At 59.8% G+C, this 18,196-nt stretch carries 18 protein-coding genes; 11 read left to right on the top strand and 7 right to left on the bottom strand.

Annotated features, from left to right (window positions below; genetic code table 11):
- Positions 1–20: 20 nt before the first annotated feature.
- The 3 genes from KCX70_RS06935 to KCX70_RS06925 form a co-directional block, all read right to left on the bottom strand.
- Positions 21–782, bottom strand: coding sequence for an SDR family NAD(P)-dependent oxidoreductase (locus KCX70_RS06935; protein ID WP_212619688.1), 762 nt, complete (start codon positions 780–782; stop codon positions 21–23).
- 62 nt (positions 783–844) lie between these two features.
- Positions 845–1,063, bottom strand: coding sequence for a ferredoxin (locus tag KCX70_RS06930; RefSeq protein WP_021207972.1), 219 nt, complete (start codon positions 1,061–1,063; stop codon positions 845–847).
- 62 nt (positions 1,064–1,125) lie between these two features.
- A complete protein-coding gene (locus KCX70_RS06925) occupies positions 1,126–2,802 on the bottom strand; it encodes a methyl-accepting chemotaxis protein (protein WP_249121709.1) in 1,677 nt (558 codons plus the stop codon).
- A gap of 159 nt (positions 2,803–2,961) precedes the next feature.
- On the opposite strand from KCX70_RS06925, the gene KCX70_RS06920 reads away from it, so the two are divergent.
- The 5 genes from KCX70_RS06920 (at position 2,962) to KCX70_RS06900 (ending at position 8,043) form a co-directional block, all read left to right on the top strand.
- A complete protein-coding gene (locus KCX70_RS06920; RefSeq protein WP_212619686.1) occupies positions 2,962–4,230 on the top strand; it encodes an MFS transporter in 1,269 nt (422 codons plus the stop codon).
- Between the two features lie 24 nt (positions 4,231–4,254).
- Positions 4,255–4,575: a 2Fe-2S iron-sulfur cluster-binding protein gene (locus KCX70_RS06915; RefSeq protein ID WP_212619685.1), complete on the top strand. Its 321-nt coding sequence runs from the start codon at positions 4,255–4,257 to the stop codon at positions 4,573–4,575.
- A gap of 33 nt (positions 4,576–4,608) precedes the next feature.
- Positions 4,609–5,844, top strand: a complete 1,236-nt coding sequence (locus KCX70_RS06910; protein WP_212619684.1) for an NAD(P)/FAD-dependent oxidoreductase — start codon at positions 4,609–4,611, stop codon at positions 5,842–5,844.
- Between the two features lie 46 nt (positions 5,845–5,890).
- The gene (locus KCX70_RS06905) at positions 5,891–6,727 is read left to right on the top strand and encodes an oxidoreductase (RefSeq protein ID WP_212619683.1); all 837 of its coding nucleotides are present in this window, start codon (positions 5,891–5,893) and stop codon (positions 6,725–6,727) included.
- Positions 6,728–6,831: 104 nt separating this feature from the next.
- Complete coding sequence (locus KCX70_RS06900; protein ID WP_212619682.1) at positions 6,832–8,043, top strand: MFS transporter; 1,212 nt, start codon at positions 6,832–6,834, stop codon at positions 8,041–8,043.
- Here KCX70_RS06900 and KCX70_RS06895 read toward each other — a convergent pair.
- Positions 8,037–8,795: a glucose 1-dehydrogenase gene (locus KCX70_RS06895; protein WP_212619681.1), complete on the bottom strand. Its 759-nt coding sequence runs from the start codon at positions 8,793–8,795 to the stop codon at positions 8,037–8,039. The genes KCX70_RS06900 and KCX70_RS06895 overlap by 7 nt on opposite strands.
- A 358-nt stretch (positions 8,796–9,153) precedes the next feature.
- On the opposite strand from KCX70_RS06895, the gene KCX70_RS06890 reads away from it, so the two are divergent.
- From KCX70_RS06890 to KCX70_RS06865, 6 genes are all read left to right on the top strand, one after another.
- A complete protein-coding gene (locus KCX70_RS06890) occupies positions 9,154–10,551 on the top strand; it encodes an aromatic ring-hydroxylating dioxygenase subunit alpha (RefSeq protein ID WP_212619680.1) in 1,398 nt (465 codons plus the stop codon).
- 70 nt (positions 10,552–10,621) lie between these two features.
- Complete coding sequence (locus KCX70_RS06885) at positions 10,622–11,197, top strand: 3-phenylpropionate/cinnamic acid dioxygenase subunit beta (RefSeq protein ID WP_021207981.1); 576 nt, start codon at positions 10,622–10,624, stop codon at positions 11,195–11,197.
- 58 nt (positions 11,198–11,255) lie between these two features.
- A complete protein-coding gene (locus tag KCX70_RS06880; protein WP_021207982.1) occupies positions 11,256–12,563 on the top strand; it encodes an amidohydrolase family protein in 1,308 nt (435 codons plus the stop codon).
- A gap of 67 nt (positions 12,564–12,630) precedes the next feature.
- Positions 12,631–13,551, top strand: a complete 921-nt coding sequence (locus tag KCX70_RS06875; protein WP_212619679.1) for a VOC family protein — start codon at positions 12,631–12,633, stop codon at positions 13,549–13,551.
- 44 nt (positions 13,552–13,595) lie between these two features.
- Positions 13,596–15,179: a phytoene desaturase family protein gene (locus KCX70_RS06870; protein WP_126190583.1), complete on the top strand. Its 1,584-nt coding sequence runs from the start codon at positions 13,596–13,598 to the stop codon at positions 15,177–15,179.
- A gap of 26 nt (positions 15,180–15,205) precedes the next feature.
- Positions 15,206–15,439: a hypothetical protein gene (locus KCX70_RS06865; protein ID WP_126190584.1), complete on the top strand. Its 234-nt coding sequence runs from the start codon at positions 15,206–15,208 to the stop codon at positions 15,437–15,439.
- A gap of 150 nt (positions 15,440–15,589) precedes the next feature.
- On the opposite strand, the gene KCX70_RS06860 is transcribed toward KCX70_RS06865, so the two are convergent.
- The 3 genes from KCX70_RS06860 to KCX70_RS06850 all read right to left on the bottom strand — a co-directional run bounded on the left by KCX70_RS06860 (position 15,590) and on the right by KCX70_RS06850 (position 18,181).
- Positions 15,590–15,946, bottom strand: a complete 357-nt coding sequence (locus tag KCX70_RS06860) for a hypothetical protein (RefSeq protein ID WP_102832426.1) — start codon at positions 15,944–15,946, stop codon at positions 15,590–15,592.
- 78 nt (positions 15,947–16,024) lie between these two features.
- On the bottom strand, positions 16,025–17,302 hold the full coding sequence (locus tag KCX70_RS06855; RefSeq protein ID WP_126190585.1) for an MFS transporter: 1,278 nt from the start codon (positions 17,300–17,302) through the stop codon (positions 16,025–16,027).
- A gap of 93 nt (positions 17,303–17,395) precedes the next feature.
- A complete protein-coding gene (locus tag KCX70_RS06850) occupies positions 17,396–18,181 on the bottom strand; it encodes an SDR family NAD(P)-dependent oxidoreductase (RefSeq protein WP_212619678.1) in 786 nt (261 codons plus the stop codon).
- Positions 18,182–18,196 lie beyond the last annotated feature (15 nt).

The following is an 18,196-nucleotide window of genomic DNA, read 5'->3' as shown; positions in this document are numbered from 1 at the left end:
CGGCGCCCGCACGAGCGCTGCTAGATTGCGAGCAACCCGCCGTCTATGACGAAATCCGACCCGGTAATGAACGAGGCCTCGCTGGAAGCCACAAACAGCGCCATGGCGACCACCTCTTCGGGCTCACCGGGACGGTCCATCAGCACGCCATCTAGCAACGCTGCACGCGCTTCCGGATTCTCCAGAAATGCTCGGGTACCGGGCGTCGCAACGAATCCGGGGCTGAGGCTGACAGCACGTATGCCAACCGGCGCACCTTCCACCGCGAGCTGGCGGGTAAAGGACACCACCGCACCCTTGGCAGCCGAATGAGCCGAGATGCCGGCGACCTTGGAGCCGCCCCACGCTGCAGTGGATGAAATATTGATAATCACGCCACGCTGCTCGGCAAGATGATGCCAAGCGTATTTGGTGGTGTAGAACAGCAGATCCAACTCATTACGGATGGTGTAGTGCCAGTCCTCGATCGACATCTCGCTAACCGCCCCAAAACGCGCGGCCGAAGCGTTGTTATAAAGGATGTCGATGCGACCATGCTCGGCCACGGCGGCGTCGATCCAGGCCTTGGCCTGTTCGTGATCGCCAAGATCCAGCGGAGCCATGCCATATAAGCGCAAACCCTGCTCCTGCATCAGCGCAGCGGTTTCCTCGTGCGCCGGCCCATTGAAGTCACAACCGACCACAATGGCGCCTTCCTGAGCGAAACGCAGCGCGGCTGCCCTGCCCTGCCCACCGCCAGTACCGGTGATCAGCGCAACCTTGTTCTGTAAGCGACCTACCATTGCTGTCCTCCCGACCCCGATCCGCCTAGTCCTAATTACCAGCGCCTAGGCCGATTTGTCATTCATTTGATTTCTTCGAGCCAAATCGCTTCGGCGGGGCAAGCCGCTGCACCCTCGCGGGCTTCTTCTTCGAGCTCTACGGGAACGAGGTCGCTATCGAGATACACAAGGCCATCAGCATCGAGCTTGTAGATGCTCGGGCAGACGGACGCGCACAGACCATATCCGCAGCAGCGGCTACGGTCGGCAACCACTTTGAATTGTACTTTTTCTGAACTCATTTCTTGTCTCCTTATCAGGCCCAGCTATCGCTGATAATGAACACTTATTGATTTTTTGTACATTATTTTTTTGAACATTCCATCGCCTCAGGCTCAAAGCTGAAACGGCTCACCGCAAGGTTCAGTTCCTGTGAAAGCTCGCGAAGTCCCGCAACAGCGTTCGCAACGCTGTGAGTAATCGCATCACCCTCGCCAGCCATCCGCGCTATGCGCTCAACATTCGAGGCGATATCACGCCCGCCTTCACTTTGAGTTTCGACTGCCCTTGCAATCTCATCCACGCCGCGTGTCGAATCCCCTACTAGCACAGCTGCCTGTTGCAGTGTGCTCTCAAGTTCCACGAGGAGCTTGCTGCTGTCGTCCAGCGCGACCGTACCAGCTTGCAGCGCTTGGTCGACCACTCCCGACTGATCATCCAACCTTAAGGTGAGGTCATTGATCGAATTCGCTGCCAGCGCGGAACGTTGCGCCAGATTCCTTACCTCATCGGCAACCACGCTGAAGCCGCGCCCGCTCTCGCCTGCACGCGCCGCCTCTATCGCCGCGTTCAAAGCAAGAAGATTGGTCTGAGCCGACAATTCCTTTACCTGCGTGATGCTCGCAGTGATTGCCGATGTGCTCTCTACGAAATCACCCACCGAAACGCGGATGGCGGCGAAGGCCTGGCGCACGCTTTCTATTTCTCCAAGCAGTCGCGTCAGTGTCGAGTGCCCCGCCTCGGCCCCCTTCAGGCTGGCATCGGCGGAACTGCGCAGTTTCTGGGCATGTGACGATATCGAGGCGATGCCAGCGCTCATTTGCTCGACCGTAGCGGATACCTCCGTCACTGCGGAGGATTGACTGGCCGAACTCTGCGCGACCTGCGTCGATGTCACAACCAGCTCCTCCGCCGAAGCCCCCACTGCTGCCGCCACGCCCGCCACGCGCCGCAACGCCTGCTGAAAGCTCTCGATCAGCTCGTTGAACGCTTGGCCTGTATGGGCGATTTCGTCACGACCGATGATTCGTACACGCTGAGTCAGATCGCCATCGCGCAGCTTGATCGACGCGCGCTCGATTACACGGATGGATCGGACAATCTGGCCCCGCAACATGACGCTCGCCAGCAAGGACACCGCTATTGCAGCTAACAGCACGCCGACGAGCACTTCCACTACGGTTTTCACCCGGTCGCTGGCGCCGGTAAACGCAGCGGAGGTGAGCTCTTCCTGCAGGGTCAGCAAGCGGCTGAACTGCCCGGAAAGACTGTTGAAATCCGAACGTACAATGCCAAGAAGCGATACCGCTTGCGGTGGGTAGCTTAGGGCTGCCTGTTTCATGTCCGCCAAACCGCGCGCATAAATTTCCGCTTGTTCCCGCACGGTCTGGTAAGCAGCCTGCTCATCCTCGGCAAGCCGTGTTTCTTTCGCCGCCGTGTCAAGCAGGCCTAGCATCTCAGCGGAACTCAAATCCATCTCTTCCAGATAGAACTCCAGCTCCTCACTTGAAGCCTGCCCATTGGACTCGAGAATTCGGACCACCATGGCGTACGCGTTGATCATCGCCGCCTGGGAAGCCGCAGACGTTTCAAGAACCCGTTTGTATTGTTGAAATCGCAACTGGTCTATTTCATCTATCACGGCCTGCTGCTTTTCCAGCCCCTGGTAGGCGACGCCCGAGAGGACGACCAGCGAGACGATGAAAAAAAGAGGAAGCAACAGGAGCTTCGCTCCAATGGTGAAGCGGCCCAGGGTTGGCATGATGATTCCCATCTTGTTGTTATAAGTTTGAGGCTCTCTATGGCTAGACAAGGCTGCCACAGTCGCTTTATTCTCAATACAGTATTTGATTTCATATTAAGAATTCAACAGTGCGACGCGTTTCGCTTGGCTCAACAAAATCTATAAGGAAGCCAAACCATGCCCCCTTCGAAGAACGAAGTGGCGATCGATACCCTCGAATTTCGCCAGAGCTGGAAAATACTGATTCTCGCCGTGGCGGGCGTCGCAATCAGTATCAACGCGGCACTTCTCTATGGCTTCGGTACCCTCGTCGTACCGCTGGGCGATGCCTTTGGCTGGAGCAAGAGTGAGCTTCAAGCAAGCATCACCTTTCTGTTCGGTGGCGCGGTCATTTCGCTGCAGCTAGTCGGCTGGTTCAACCTTCGCTACGGCATGAAGCGGGTCACCGTCGCTTCCCTGCTGCTGCTCTCTCTCGGCTACCTAGCAACCACGTTGCTCACTGGATCTATCTGGTCGCTGTATTTCGCTTTCGCCGCACTACCCATTCTTGGCATGGGTGCGCTGGCAGTCACCTGGACCCAATTGATCAGCCTGTGGTACGACCGCAACCGTGGGCTGGCTCTGGCGATCGGGTTGTCCGGCACAGGCATCACGGCCGCAACCATTCCCCCATTGATGGCCTGGGGGATCGGCCAATGGGACTGGCGCGCCGCGTTCATAATTCTAGCTTTGCTCAATCTGCTGGTACTGCTTCCGCTTATCCTACTGTGGTTTAAGGTTCCAGGCGCTGCCGGGGCCCAGTCAGACAAAAGGGAGGCCGATCTACAGAAACTGCCCGGCATGTCCTTCCGCAAAGGTATGACCTCGCGAAAGTTCTGGACCTGCAACCTCGCGCTCGGGCTGGTGATTTCCTCGATCGTGGGAATGGTCACCAGCACGGTACCGATGCTGCAGTCCAGAGGGTTGTCGGCAAGCGATGCGAATTTGATCTTCAGCGGCTTTGGCTTTTCGCTTATTTTCGGTCGCATGCTGATCGGCTATTTACTCGACCGTATGTGGCCGCCCGGAATATCGGCCATCAGCCTGGCGCTTCCAGCCATCGGATGTGCGATCTATCTCAGCGGAACGGGGGAGTTTTCTTCATTGCTGCTGGCCGCCGTGCTTGTCGGTTTTGGCGCCGGGGCGGAGTTCGATATAGCTGCATTCCTGATCGCACGCTATTTCGGGCTGCGCGAATACGGCCGGCTGTTCGGCGTGCATCAAGGCTTGAATACCGTGGCCTCAGCGCTCGCCCCGTTGCTATTCGCCTACATGCTGAGCACTACTGGAAACTACAACGCCATGCTGTTCTATTCAGCGGCCTGCTGCATCGTTGGCCCGCTGTTGCTGCTTACATTGGGTCGAACACCGCGCTTTGCCTCGTTGCCCATGCTGACCCATCCCTGACCCACAATAAAAACGGAGCAGACCATGCCTACCTTGATCTTTATCGAACACAACGGCACGCAACATCAGGTTAGCGGTGCCATCGGCCAGTCGGTGATGCAGGCCGCAACCTTTGCCTCGGTTCCCGGACTTCCGGCGGATTGCGGTGGAGCCTGTGCATGCGCGACCTGCCACGCGTATGTCGAAGAAGCGTGGATGGAAAGACTTCCCGCCGCTGAAGGCATGGAGTTGGACATGCTGGACTATGCGTTCGAGCGGCGCGACAACAGCCGGTTGACCTGTCAGTTGGTGATCAGCGAAGCCATGGACGGGTTGGTTATCCACCTGCCCGAGTCCCAATTCTAAGCGCCGCACGCTGGCGCGATTCTAGGAGGTCCTATGTCACTCGCCTCGGTAGTGATCATCGGTGCTGGCCACGCCGGCTTTCAGGTAGCTGCTTCGCTGCGCCAGGAAGGCTATGACGGAAAAATCACCCTGATCGGCGATGAGCCTGGCCTGCCCTATCAGCGGCCGCCGCTGTCCAAGGCCTACCTGCTCGGCAAGATTACCGAGACGAGTCTACTCTTCCGTCCTGCCGAATTCTTCGAGACTCAACGTATCGAGCTGTTGCATGACCAGGCCACGGCGATAGACCGTTTGAACCGTAGGGTATTGCTCGCTTCCGGCGCCGTTGCCACCTACGACCATCTGGTGCTTGCCACCGGCGCGCACAATCGTCCGCTGCCCGTTCCGGGTGCCGAATTGGATGGCGTTTTTGGCATCAAGACCAAGGCCGATGCTGATGTGCTGGCGCCGCTGGTAAAGGAAGCGCGAAATGTCGTCGTGGTTGGCGCCGGCTTTATCGGCCTCGAATTCGCAGCAGTCGCAGCAGCGCTTGGCGCTACCGTGCATGTGCTGGAACTGGGTGATCGGCCCATGGCCCGCGCACTGTCGCGAGAAATGTCGGAGGTGTTCAGGGATGCGCATGAACATTGGGGCGTCCATTTCGATTTTCGTCAGGGCTTGGCACGCCTCGTCGGTGATAACGGACGAGTATGCGCAGCGGAAACTTCCGATGGCCGTACGCTGCCGGCCGACCTCGTGGTCTTCGGCATCGGCGTGATCCCCAACGTACAACTGGCGACCGAAGCAGGCCTGCAGATCGAAAACGGCATCAAGGTCGACGCCAACCTGCTCACCGTGGATCCGCAGATTTCCGCCCTTGGCGATGCCGCTTGCTTCCCCTGCCTGTACAGCGACGAGCAGCCGACCCGGCTTGAATCGGTGCAGAACGCCGTCGATCAGGGCCGCTGCATTGCGGCGCGGCTGATGGGCAAGCCCGCGCCCTACTCCGCCTTGCCGTGGTTCTGGACAGATCAGGGCAACCTCAAGTTGCAGATCGCTGGGCTCTCGACCGGCTACGACAGTACCGTGGTGCTAGGCTCGGTCGAGTCGCGTGAAGTATCGGTGCTGTGTTTCCGCAATCAGCATCTGGTTGCTGTGGAGTCCTGTAATCGCATGGGCGATCACATGGCGGCACGCAAGATTCTCGCCCGCCCGCCCAGGCTCACTCCCCAGACAGCAGCTGCCGAGGGCTTCGATCTGAAAGCCTGGGAAGCGGCTAACCGCGACTGAACGTCGATGACAATCAGGCACTGACCACCACCTCAAGGAATATGAAATGAGCAGAACCTGGTTCATTACCGGGGCTTCTCGCGGCCTCGGCGCGGCGATTGCTCAGGCAGCGCTCGCCGCTGGCGATAATGTAGTGATCAGCGCCCGCCGGCTCGAACAGCTGGATCAGTTCGTAGCGCAAGCACCCGAACAAACGCTTGCCGTGGAGCTCGACGTTACCCGAGAAGACCAGGCGGTAGCGGCGGTTGAGGCTGCCATCACCCGTTTCGGACGCATCGATGTGCTGGTCAACAACGCCGGCTATGGGCAACTCGCCCCATTCGAAGAAAATACAGCCAGCGATGCCGAGCGACAGTTCGCCACCAATGTGTTTGGCGTGTTCAACCTATGCCGAGCGGCCTTGCCGATCATGCGCAAACAGCGCAGCGGCCATATTTTCAATGTCTCGTCGGTGGCCGGCGTGGTAGCCATGGGCGGCGCCGCGCTGTACTGCGCTTCCAAATTCGCCGTAGAAGGATTTTCCGAGTCGCTGGCTCAGGAAGTCAGCCAATTCGGCATCACGGTTACGCTGGTTGAGCCCGGCGTGTTCCGTACGGATTTTCTCGATCCAAGCTCCGCGGTGTTCGGCGCCAATGGGCTTGAGGACTACGCAACGCTTACCGCGAAGATCAGAGCAGGCTCAGCCGCCAACAACCATCGCCAGACAGGCGATCCCGCCAAACTGGGTGAAGCGCTTGTGCAGCTGGCCAGCATGGAAAAGCCGCCGCTCCGTTACGTCGCGGGGTCCGACGCCTACCAAGCGATCACCAGCAAGCTCGACAAGATGAAAGAACAAATCGAGCAATTGCGTGATCTGTCCGCTTCATCCGACGGTGTTTTCTAGGCGAAACGGAGCCCGTACGATCCAGCGAACCGACGGGTCCGCTCGGTATCTCTTTCCTTCTCTCGGGGCATAAGCCTGCGTCGTCCGCCTCAGGAGCTAGCTGTTTGGATACCGGAACCACACATCCCACCCGGCTCACGTTGTCGATCATCTTCATCGTCTGCTTCAACTTCATGTCTTATGTGGCCAATGGGTTACCGCTGGCCGTATTACCCAGCTTCGTTCTCAACGACCTTGGGTTTGGCACTGTCTTGGCAGGCATCGTCATTGGCACGCAGTACGTGTCGACCCTGCTGTCACGACCATTGGCCGGCGTGCTGGCCGATCGCTTCGGCGCGAAATGGGCTGTCATCGTCGGGCTGGCCGGCCTTGCAGTCTGCGGCGTACTGACCACGCTGGCGATTGTCATGTACGCCTCGCCCTGGCTCAGCGTCTCGATCCTGATTGGCGCACGCATAATTCAGGGCATCGCTTCAGCCATGATTTCCACGCCCTGCTGTACTTGGGCCATCGGCTTGCATGGCAAGGCGCATACCGCACGGGTGATGTCCTGGAACGGCATTGCCGCTTATGGCGGTATCGCCGTCGGTGCGCCCTTGGGCGTGCTGATCAGCCATCAGTTCAGTCTGGCCAGCCTCGGCCTGTGCATCGTCTTGCTCGGTCTGTTGTCGTTGGTTCTTGCGATGGTCAGGCGTTCAGCGCCGCTGTTGCGCGGCGAACGGCTGCCCTTTTTCGACGTATTCTGGTCGGTGGTGCCCAACGGTTTGGCATTGGCGTGCAGTTCAGCCGGCTTTGGCAGTCTGACCGCCTTCATAGCTTTGTATTTCGACAGCCTCGGCTGGGCCAATGCCGCCTGGTGTCTGACCGGCTTCGGCGCCGCTTTCATCGTCGCCAGGCTTGTCACGCCCAACGTAGTGGTACGTTTCGGTGGCTATTCAGTGGTTACAGTGTGCCTGTTGGTACAGGGCCTCGGACTGCTGCTCATCTGGCTGGCCCCCTCACCCGAGATAGCGATCTTCGGAGCCTCGCTGACTGGCATGGGAGTGTCCTGGGTGTACCCCGGACTTGCGGTAGAAACGCTGGCGCGTACGCCAGACGCCAATCGCAACTCCGCATTAAGCGCACTTTCGCTGTTCTTCGATCTGGCGGTCGGGCTAGCCGGCCCCTTGATGGGGCTCGCTGCAGCCAGCCTGGGCCTTGCTGAGGTTTTCCTCGGCGCGGCGCTGCTTTCGGCTGTCGGGTTTATTCTGGTGTTGTCTCTTCGCAGGCGACACGTACAACCTTCAACCGGTGCGCTGAATGGCGCGCCTCATTGAATGAGAAAACCGCCATCTACAGCGAGTGTGTGTCCGTTGACGTAGCCGGCCGCAGGCGAACAAAGCCAAGCAATTGCGGCGGCGATTTCTTCCAGCCGGCCCCAGCGCTTCATCGGGTTAGTCTGGGCAACCGTCTCATGTTTATCCTCACTGAACAAACGTTCGGACATCTCCGTGGCAAATACACCTGGTGCAACCGCGTTTATGCGCAGACCTTGGGAGCCATATTCAATGGCAGCTGCGCGAGTCACGCCCAAAACGCCGTGTTTACTGGCATGGTAAGCCACTCCGAGAGACCCACCGTTGACGCCGCCGATCGATGAAACATTGACGATGCTCGCGCCCTGCTGCCGAAGCAGGTGGGGTGCCGCGTATTTCATACAGAGCCAGGTGCCTTTAAGATTGATGTCCAATACCCGATCCCAGTCATCCTCGGAGTAATCGGCGAGCGGGACGAACGGCGTCCCCTCGATGCCAGCGCTATTGATCAGCATATCCAGCTGCCCCCAAAATCCCACCGTTTGCTCGACCAGCCTCTGTACTTCGACGGCCCGGCTGACGTCAGCCTGGACGAACTCGGCTAGCCCGCCTGCCTCGCGAATCGTAATAACAGCTTGTTCACCCTCCCTGGTACGCCTTCCGGACACCACAACCTTTGCGCCCTCTGCCGCCAAAGCCAGCGCCCCTGCCAATCCAATCCCCGTCGTGCCACCGGTTATCAACGCCACCTTTCCGTTGAGCCCAAGATTCATCTGCTTCGCCTTGTCGTTTTGCCTCCTTCCAATGTAGCCAAGCCAATTAAATACACAAACTCACAATCTGTCTTACTTTCAGAGAACGACGCGGAGGCCTCGAGTCAGACGCCACGCGAGTTTCTTTTTTCTTGGATCGGACAGTTTTACGTCTTCACTCATTTGCCAGCTGGCACCGGCATGCCTGGCGAATGGTTATGAAGCTGGCGAAAAACCGCGATACGCGACTCGTATCACGACGCACCCATCTGTTGATCCATGTCAATTGCCTAATGGGAATCACGTGGATACTCGGCGAAACGTTGCACACTTATCCGTTTTCTGTGCAGCGTGATAATAACAATGGATGGAGAGCGCAATGGCTACTAACTCGAATCCGGTCCTGAGTGACGGGACTGCAGTGTCTGACCTCATCGACTTGGAAACTCATGAAGTGAAGATGCGGACACTGTCCGACCCCGAGCTTTATGCCCTGGAAATGAAAAAAATCTTCGCCAAGACCTGGGTCTTTCTCGGCCACGAAACCGAGATTCCGAACAAGGGCGACTTCATCGTCCGCGACATGGGCTCCGACTCGGTGATCGTCGCCCGCTCGAGTGACGAGCAGATTCATGTCTCCCTGAACGTCTGTCCGCACCGAGGCATGAAGATTGCTACCGTCGATGGCGGCAACGCCGCTGCTCATGTGTGCATCTACCACGGCTGGACCTTCCGGCCCAACGGTGACTTCATCGCCGCGCCGATGGAGAAAGAGTGCATGCACGGCAAAATGCGCACGAAGGCCGAACTCGGCCTGCACAAGGCCCGCGTGTCTATCTACGGTGGCTTGATCTTCGCCACCTGGAACATTGACGGACCGTCCTTCGAGGACTTCCTCGGCGATGCCAAATGGTATTTCGATACCCTCTGGTGCCGCACTACCGCCGGCATGGAAGTGCTCGGCCCACCGCAGCGCTTCATCATTCGCGCCAACTGGAAGACCGCCTGCGAGCAATCCGCCTCGGACGGTTTCCACACCCTGACGCTGCACCGCTGGCTTGGCGAGGTCGGCCCCTATGCGAAGAAACCGGATGCCGAAGGCAAGGGCGGCGACCTCAGCCCGGAAATGTACGGTGTAGAAGTCTGGACCGAGCACGGTCACACCATGCGTTGCATCGAACTGGACCGCAAGATTCAGCGCCTCACCGGACGCGACCCGTCGAGCATGAGCGCAGAGGAAAAGCTCACCCTGCTACCGCCGCCGGGCATTACGCGGGAAATGGTGCCCGAGCTGCTCAAGCGCTTCAGTCCGGAGCAATTGCACGTCATGAGCTGGCGCCCGCCGCAGGTAGGTAATTTTTTTCCCAACGGCCTGTTCGAGTTCATCTACCTGCCGCAGCCGGATGGCACTGTCCTCGGCGCCATGGCCTTGCATGCCTACATCCCCAAGGGTCCGGACAAGTTGGAATTCGTCAACTGGATCCTCGCTGAGAAGGACACCCCACCGGAAATCAAAGCGCGGATGCTCCGCCAGTCGATCCAGCTGCTCGGCACGTCCGGCATGGTCGAGCAGGACGACTCCGATACTTGGCCACATATGACCCTAGCCGCTAAGGGGGCGATGAGCGAGGACATCACCCTGAAGTATCAGGCCTTGTACGAAAACGACGCCAAGCCTGCCGACTGGCCTGGCCCCGGTTATGTCGGTGAGGGCTTCACCAAGGACGATACCCAGTGGCAGTGGTGGAAATACTGGCACGCGCTGATGACGGCCTGAACACCATCCATCTACACCATGCCCGGCTGCGCAGTGCGGCCGACGGCACGCACAGTCTCACGGAGCCCCCATGAACGACTTACAGACCCTACTCGCCCCCACCCCTCTGCCGCTGACCGACCGAAGCAAACGCATTGCCAGCGGCAGCCCGGTCCATAGCGAAATCGTCGACTTTCTCCACGACGAAGCGGAATTGCTAGACACCCTACAGCTGAAACAGTGGGGCGAAATATTGGCCAGCGATATCGAATACAACGCTCCGCTGCGCCTCACCCGCCCCAACCGGCAGCAACAGCAGACGGTGGTGCGCAACGTCCAGCACCTGCACGAAAGTCATGCCTCGCTGATGGTGCGGATCATGCGAATCACTGATACCCGCAGCGCTTGGGGCGAGGACCCGCCTTCGCGCACCCGGCGTCTGGTCAGCAATATTCGCGTGTTCGGAACCGAACGACCCGACGAATACAAAGTGCTGAGCTACCTGCTGGTGACTCGCAGCCGTTTCGACTTCGACGAATTCGACCTGATCCCCTGCGAACGCCATGACATCCTGCGGCGCGAGAATGGACAACTGAAACTGGCGCGGCGCGAAATCCTGCTCGATCAGGCAGTGATAGGCACCCCGAACCTTGGCATTTTTCTTTGATCGACCCGACAGGGGTTAAGGCCGCAGCCACGGTGGCCAACCACGGAGAACGACAAGAATGAAACTCGAAGACATGATCCTCGTCAGCGTGGACGACCACGCCATCGAACCGGCTGGGGCTTTCGACCGCCACATGCCGGAGCGCTTCAAGGGCCGCCAGCCGCGAGTCGAGCAGCACGGCGGCCGCGACGTCTGGGTATTCGAAGGCCAGGCCACCGGCTACATGGGCCTCAACTCGGTGGTGGGCCGGCCCAAAGAGGAGTACGGCATGGAACCACTGGGCTACGAGCACATGCGCCGTGGCACCTGGGACATCAAGGCCCGGGTCGATGACATGAGCGCTAACGGCATCCTCGGCTCGATCTGCTTTCCGACCTTTCCTGGCTTCGCCGGCCAGCGGTTCCAGAACCACCCGGACCGCGCCGTATCCCTGGCGGCGATCCAGGCCTACAACGACTGGCACCTGCATGACTGGTGCAACGTCGCGCCGGGACGCTTCATCCCGCTGATGCTGGTGCCCTGGTGGGACATGCAGGCCGCCGCCGCCGAGGTCACCCGCCTGGCGAAACTCGGCGTGCATGCGCTATCGTTGTCTGATAACCCGGCGCTGCACGGTTTTCCTTCGATCCACAGCGATTACTGGGACCCACTGTGGAAGGCCTGCGCCGACAACAAAGTGGTGATCTGCTGCCACATCGGCACCGGCATCAAGGCCGAGCACGCCTCCGAGCTGTCGCCGATCGACGCCTGGATCACCTCCATGCCGATATCTATCGCCAACTCGGCGGCCGACTGGATCTGGGCACCGATGTGGAACAAGTTTCCCGACCTGCGCATGGCCCTGTCCGAAGGCGGTATCGGCTGGATTCCCTATCTACTGGAACGCGCCGACTTCACCCACCGCCACCACCACGCCTGGACCAACGCCGACTTCGGCGGCAAGAAGCCCAGCGACATCTTCCGCAAGCACATCATCACCTGCTTCATCGAGGACGATTTCGGCCTGCGCAACTTGCCGGACGTGGGCGAGGACATGGTCACTTGGGAATGCGACTACCCGCACTCCGACTGCACCTGGCCGAATTCGCCGGAAGTGGCTTGGGAAAGCCTGCGCAAGCTCCCCGAGGCGACCATCGACAAGGTCACCCACCTCAACGCCATGCGTGAATTCTCATACGACCCGTTCCCCCTGCTCGGACGGGAAAACTGCACGGTCGGCGCACTGCGCGCCCAGGCCACGCACGTCAATATCGAGCCCGCACTGGGCATGGGTGGGGCTGCGCCCAAGCGCGAAAAAGGCAAGCCGGTAACCTCCGGCGACATCAACGCGATGTTCGCCCACGCGGACGCCCAAACCGCGCTGTAGGAAAGGCCAAGGCGCCCTCCCGGGCAGGCTGGGAGGGGACGGTTCAAGACAACGACACGAGGCCAGCATGGACATCATCGGCATTGGCTACCTGGGCTTCGAAAGCCCGAACCTGGACGCCTGGCACGAGTACGCACCGCAGGTACTTGGCCTGGGGCTGGGCAACGCCCCGGCGGGCGACCCCAACTCCCTGTACCTGCGCAGCGACGACCGCCGCCACCGCATTGCCTTCCACCCCGGCCCCGTCGACCGCATCGCCTACATCGGCTGGGAAGCGCGCGGGCGACAAGCGTTCGACGCGGCGGTGGCGCGCTTCCGCGACGCCGGCTTGGCCCTAGATGTGGGTAACTCCGCCCTCTGCGAGACACGCGGCGTGCGCGAGCTGGTGCGCTTCCGCTGTCCGGCGGGCTATCGCCATGAACTGTTCTACGCGCAGCAATGGACACCCCGCTCGTTCGTCCCCGGCCGTCCGCACGGCGGCTTCGTCGCCGACGAGCGCGGCGTAGGCCACATCGTCCTGATGACTCCGGATTACGGCCCGGAACTGGAAGCCTTCTTCATCGACCTGATGGGTTTTCACTGGTACGGCGCCGGTGCCGGCAAGGGCCGCACCGGCTTCTTCCGCGCCAAGCTCAACGACAAGACCAGCCATGACATCGCCTTCGGCCACGCTCCCGGCATGAAAGGCGTGCAACACATCGGGCTGTTTGTCAGAAGCCTGCGCGACCTCGGCGAAACCTACGACATCGTGCGCAAACGCGAGCTGCCGATGCAGATGACCCTCGGCCAGCACAGCCAGGATCCGCACGTTTCCTTCTACCACTTCAGCCCGTCCGGTTTCGCCGTGGAATGCATTCACGAACTGAAGCCCTGGCACCACGACGGCTTTGAGCTGAACCCCGAGCAGTTGAGCGTATGGGGCCACGAGCGGGTCGGGCCGATTCTCGGGCCGAGCGTCATGCCCGTGGAGCAATACCCCGACGACTGAGCGCGTGACTTACACACCCAACATCGACAAAAAAGGACAAGAAGATGAGCAAGACTTACGACATCGTCATCGCCGGTGGCGGCCACAATGGCCTGGTCGCCGCCTGCTACCTGGCCAAGGCCGGGCGCAGCGTGTGCGTGGTGGAGAAGAACGACAAGGTGGGCGGCGGGGTCATGACCCGCGAACTGACCATTCCCGGCTTCAAGCACGACGTCTGCTCGGTCGCTCACACCCTGCTGCAGGCCAACCCGCTGCTGCGCAACGACGAACTGGAACTGAAAGCGAAGTTCGGCCTGAAGTACATCAATCCCGACAAGATGACCGCGATCTTCTACGACGACGGTACCACCCTGGAGTTCTACACCGACCTGGAGCGCACCTGCCAGGCCATCGCTAAGTTCTCCGAACGTGACGCCGACGCCTACCGCCGCTTCAACCACCAGGTGTTCCAGAACCTCGACATGCTGGTCATGGGCATGTTCAACACGCCGCCAAGCGCCTCGCACCAGGCGCTGATGATGGAGCAGAGCCAGGTCGGCCAGGAACTGATGCGCACCCAGGCGATGAGCGCCTGGGACTACATCAGCGAATGGTTTGAGAACGACAAGGTCAAGATCGCCCTGGCCCGCTACGCTTCCGAGGCGATGATGAACCCCTTCGACAACGGTACCGGCTTCGGCTTCTACATCATCCTGCCGCTCATGCACCGCTACGGCGTGGGCATCCCGGTCGGCGGTTCCGGCGCGTTCGCCGACGCCCTGCGCGCCTGCCTGGAACACCATGGCGGCGAGGTGCGTACCGAGGCGCCGATCAAACAGTTCAAGATCGAAGGCGGCAAGGTGACCGGCGTGATCCTCGACAGCGACGAGCAAATCCTCGCCCGCCAAGGCGTGATCTCCACCCTGCACGCCAAGCAGGTGTTCCCCGCCATGGTCCCCGGCTGCGAACTGCCCGAAGGCTTCGAGCAGCGCATCCGCACCCTCAAGCACAGCAGCTTCCAGCCGTTCAACATGCACGTCGCCCTGCGCGAGGCACCGCGCTACAAGGTCGGCCCGGCGGTGGACGACTTCTTCTGGGTGGAGCGCTCGCACTCCGATCCCGAAGAGTTCGCCCGCGCCTTTCGCGACCTGGAATACGGCATCCCGCGTCGCGACTTCATCGCCTACGTGACTCAGGACACCTACGACAAGACCCGCGCCCCAGAAGGCAAGCGCGTGCTCAACATGTACGCCTTCTGCCCCTACCATCTCAAGGGCGGCGCCCAGCGCTGGGACGAGATCGGCGAAGAAGTGGCGCACGCTTTCCTCGATGACCTGCGCAAACTCACCACCAACATGGACGACGACAACATTCTCGGTTTTTCGTGGATGACCCCGCTGGACATCGAGCGCCACAACAACGCCATGATGGGCGCCGACATCCTGCACTTCGGCTCCTACTCCTGGCAGATCGCCGGCAACCGCCCGGCTCCCGGCTACGCCCAGTACAAGTCGCCGGTGGACGGCCTGTACCTGGCTGGCGCCAGCACCCATCCGGGCGGTGGCGTTACCGCCGCCTCCGGGCGCAACGTGGCGCGCGTGCTGCTGGAGGAATCCGGCCTGGACTTCGACGAACTGATCGGTGCCTGAGCACCCCTGGCAGGAGCGAGCGCAGCATGAAGATGTTCAGCAAGGAAGGCGTGGAGATGGTGGACGTCAAATCCATCACGCGGGACGGTGAGCGACTGGTAATCAAGGGCAAGGTCATGGGTGCCATGACCACCACCATCCTGGTCAACCCGGAAGACTGCTGGCAGGCCGCCCGGCTGCTCGGGTTGCGCGTCATCCTTTGCCTGCCACTGCTACTGGCAAAAGGCTTTTGGATCTCGCGCAAAAAGGCTGAAGGCTGAAGGCTGAAGGCTGAAGGCTGAAGGCTGAAGGCTGAAGCTAGCGTACCGACCTTCACCGCTTGATCCGAAAACACCTGCACCGGGCCGTGGAAAAGATGCAGAAAGGGTGCGATGTATCGCACCCTTTCTGCATTCGGAAACACCCGTTTATCAATTCTTGATGAAATAGCGCACCCACAGCCTGCCGCCTTCAAACCGGTACAGCTCAATGGTTTCGATACCACCGCTGCCGTCACGCATCGCGTTGTAGTGGTAACACGCGGCTTCTTCACCGTTGATGATGGTTTCCCTGACTTCGATGCGGCAGCGCGGCTGTTGCTGCGCCCACATGCCTTCGAGGATTTCCCAGGAATCTGTCGGCAGCGGTCGTCCGACGAATTCGATGCTCAGACCGCTACGAGTCACACTGCGGTAATGTTCGAAAAAACCTTCCTTGTCGCCATTGTTCCAACACTCCACCTGGCCGTGCAGAAAGTGTTCGATGGCTTGTTTTGCTTCGTCACTCATGTGATGTCCTCGTTCTGATGAAACGGCATAAATTGTCAGTAGCCTGACAGTTCCAGATGAAACACTCCATTTGCTCGCTCAGGCATGTTGGTGTTGTTGGCAAGCGCGGTATGCCGGCTCCATCCTCAGCCAGAGCAAAATAGAAGGACCAACGATCGCGAAGACCAGGCAACTCGTCAACACGGCGGAGTAACCGCCATACAGCTCGAAAAGGTAACCAAACAGCATCGGCACCATGCCTGAGACTATCGTGATCAAGCCCAAGTGCAGGCCAAATATGCGGGCGTAATCCTTGAGCCCGAAGTAGCGCGCCATCAGGAACGCCGCAAGGTCGAATTCAGCTCCGGCGCTCGCCCCGATGGTCAACGTGGCCAGTACCAACAGCGGTACATTCTGGCCGTCGGAAAACAGAAAGATGGCGCAGCCAACCGCCGGCAACGCCAAGCTGATCGCCGCCACAAACGATGGGGAATAGCGGTCCAGCAGATAGCCGACTAGCAGCCGCCCCACGATGATCGCGATGCCAAAGGTGCCGAATACCTGTGCGGCCGTCTGCGCGCTCAAACCGGTGCTTTGCAACATCGGCACGATATTGGTGACCATGCCGACGGTAAGCGACACCGACAAAATCAGCGCAATATTGAAGCCCCAATAGGTTCCGGAACGCAGGGCCTGCTTGTATGACATACCGGACAGCTCGGCGCTTTTCTTCTCTGCGGTCTGATTTCGGGGGACGGTCTCGGAGGGCAAGCGCAACCACAACAGCGACAGCGGCAAAGTCGCCAGCAGCGGCATCGCACCCAGCGCGAAGAAACCTGCCTGCCAGCCGTACTCCGCGATGAGCCGCGCCAGCAACGGTGGCAGGACCATTGCCATCAATCCAGTTCCGCAAAGAATGACGGCCAGCGCCAACCCGCGGTTGCGCTCGAACCACAGATTGACCAGCTGAGTCCAGGTGATCGCGATAGTCCCCGCGCACACGATCGGCATGAGGAAAAAAGCCAGGTACAACCAGCCGATCGAACCCTTGATTTGTGTGATCGCGAAATAGCCAATGATTTGCAGCACGATTGAAAAGATCGCAACCCGCCGAAGCCCGAAGCGCCGATACAGCGGGCCAACCAGTTGAGTGGAAATGGCGACCCCGGCAAACAGGAATGTAATGGATGCCTGCAGATCACCCCGGCTCCAGCCAAAGGCCTGCTCTAGCGGAATGACCATGGTGCCAAAACCATAGAGCAATGCGGCGGTGATACTGGTGCAGATACCTACCAGACCGAGCAGCACGATGCGCCAGCCCTGCTTGAATTCATTGGTATCGGTTGTCGAGCTCTGCGAACGGGATTCGGCTGTCATGACGAGACTCCTGGCGCACTCAGCGAACACCGAATGCGCGGCATGGGTTAGCAGATTGTTGAAAATTACTGCGCTACGTTGTTCACCAACCTGTTAGTGCCCTTTGAGTATTTCATCGATCGGCAGTGAGACCATGGTTGCGCCACCGTCGACCAATAGTGACGTGCCGGTGATATAGGAAGCCTCGTTGGATGTCAGAAAAAGCACGGCATTTGCGATATCCAGAGACTGCCCGAGGCGTGCCACCGGAAAGTGTTCAGCCAGTTTGTGGGGCAAGTCTTCGCCCAGCGCTTCGGTCATACGATCGGTGCCGATCAGGCCGGGCTCGACCACGTTGACCAAGATGTTCAACGGGCCGAACTCCACAGCCAGGCCGCGCGCGAAGGCGTTCATGAAAGCCTTGCTCGAACCGTAGCCGATCAACATTGGCGTGTACTTGCGGTTGGCTTCGCCGGAAGAAATGAAAATGAGGCGGCCTTTATCCTTCGCCTTGGAAAGATACGGTGCCGCATCCTTCGCCAGCCAGAACAGGGACTGAACATTGCTGCGCACGAGGCGGTCAATGCTGTCGTCAGTCATATCGGCGATGAGTCCATGAGGGGCGTCAGCCGCGCAGTGCACCACGATATCCAGCGCGCCGAATGCCTCCACGCCGCCCTCGACCATCGATTTGATCGCCGACCGATCCGCAATGTCGCCACCCACCAGGCAGGCACTGCCGCCCAAGGCATTGATCTGTTCGACGGTTTCTTCGCCATATCTCGCGGTCCGGGCCGACACCACGACTTTGGCGCCCTGCTTGGCGTATTCCAGGGCAATGGCGCGCCCCATGCCGCGGCCGGCGCCGGTGATCAGCACCACTTTGTCGCGAAATTTCATCGTCGTTCCTCATTA

The sequence above is a fragment of the Stutzerimonas stutzeri genome, assembly GCF_018138085.1.
In the GTDB taxonomy this organism is placed as follows: domain Bacteria; phylum Pseudomonadota; class Gammaproteobacteria; order Pseudomonadales; family Pseudomonadaceae; genus Stutzerimonas; species Stutzerimonas stutzeri_AI.
The sequence above is the reverse complement of the archived record's forward strand: the minus strand, read 5'-3'. Positions and strand labels throughout refer to the sequence as shown.